The following is a 1,310-nucleotide window of genomic DNA, read 5'->3' on the forward strand; positions in this document are numbered from 1 at the left end:
TGAGCGAATAGTGGACATCGCGGGATGTTGCAATAAATGACTGCTCTTGTGCATTGAGCAGACCCTCGTTTCACCTGCCATTTCAACTGAAAACACAGAACATGGTTTTTCAGGGGAAGCGAGTGTTACTATGAAGTCTCAGTAATAAGCTGTTAGGTCCCCTATGGGAAGGAAAAATCAAGATTCGATGAAAGCTCTTCGAAATGAGATGGAAATTTTTGTTCGGGAAGTGTTCAGCGGTAAATATGGTGAACATCCAGAAGTAAAAGGTAAGCCAGTTATGGATAATCCATATTTGATTGCTGAAATACAGAAAAGGTGCCCTGGATTTAGCCGCGATATATACGCAAAAGAGTTTTCGGTTGCTTATCGAAACAATCGGTAACCTAACAAGCCAATTCAGTGCGGGATTGCTAACAGCTAGCTCGGTTCCACTTCGCTGCACATTTTAGCAAGCTATTATCAGCCCCTGATTGGGACGTTATGTGTCGAAGCAGAGCACGCAAGGAAAATGAGAGACCCAAATAGAATCAAACAATTACTGCTACTCTTAGAGAAGCTTTGGCAGAAAGATCCAGACCTTCGGTTCAACCAGTTGCTGTATAACCTCCAATATGAATTTTCAAAGGAAAATGACGGAATTGGACAAGTAAAGGAGGTAGAGAGCGATGGATTTACAAGAATTGGATTCGATCTCTTCAATCTTGAAGATGATGCTTTCTTAGAATATCTACAAGCCAAAGTTTCTGGTGATGGCAATGAGTAAGCACATAACAAACAAAGGCAGCATCGCCCTGCGGGCTGGATGCGCTAACGCGCGCCGCTGCCTTGGGCGTTATATGTCTAAAACATGAATCTGCTTAGAAAGTATATTCCTGAATACTCAGGACATGTTAAATCAATAGAATACTTCGAAGATAATAAAGTACTTGAGGTTATCTTCTTTGATAAACCAGTGGAGTTTAATCCAGTTCTGCGTCTCAGGTTTGAAGGAATATCTGGATTAAATGTAGATAATTATGATCTGGACGAGAATTGTATTGAGTTAGTTATAGGCTTAGATTTACTTCAAGGTCGTTACTGCCTCCATACAGATCAACGAGAGTTTATCTTCAAAGCTAAATCTATTGAGTCTTGCAATTTAGCCACATAACAAACCATTGCAGTGCGGGATTTTTAACAGTTGGCTTTCCTCACTGCGTTCGTTATTTTAGCCAACAATTAAAAGCCCCTGAATGGGGCGTTAACAGTCTGCTATTCACCCAAAGCCCCCATTCACTTTTGAGCTAACCACCGTCCACTACTGGCAC

General features: G+C 41.4%; 3 protein-coding genes. All 3 read left to right on the top strand.

Annotated features, from left to right (window positions below; genetic code table 11):
- The first annotated feature begins 187 nt into the window (after positions 1-187).
- The 3 genes from LJ739_RS18990 to LJ739_RS19000 all read left to right on the top strand — a co-directional run bounded on the left by LJ739_RS18990 (position 188) and on the right by LJ739_RS19000 (position 1,153).
- A complete protein-coding gene (locus LJ739_RS18990; RefSeq protein ID WP_229163176.1) occupies positions 188-385 on the top strand; it encodes a hypothetical protein in 198 nt (65 codons plus the stop codon).
- Positions 386-511: 126 nt separating this feature from the next.
- Positions 512-766: a DUF1040 family protein gene (locus LJ739_RS18995; RefSeq protein WP_229163177.1), complete on the top strand. Its 255-nt coding sequence runs from the start codon at positions 512-514 to the stop codon at positions 764-766.
- Between the two features lie 84 nt (positions 767-850).
- Positions 851-1,153, top strand: coding sequence for a hypothetical protein (locus LJ739_RS19000; RefSeq protein ID WP_229163180.1), 303 nt, complete (start codon positions 851-853; stop codon positions 1,151-1,153).
- Positions 1,154-1,310 lie beyond the last annotated feature (157 nt).

It is taken from the genome of Fluctibacter halophilus, from assembly GCF_020687825.1.
Classification (GTDB): Bacteria; Pseudomonadota; Gammaproteobacteria; order Enterobacterales; family Alteromonadaceae; genus Fluctibacter; species Fluctibacter halophilus.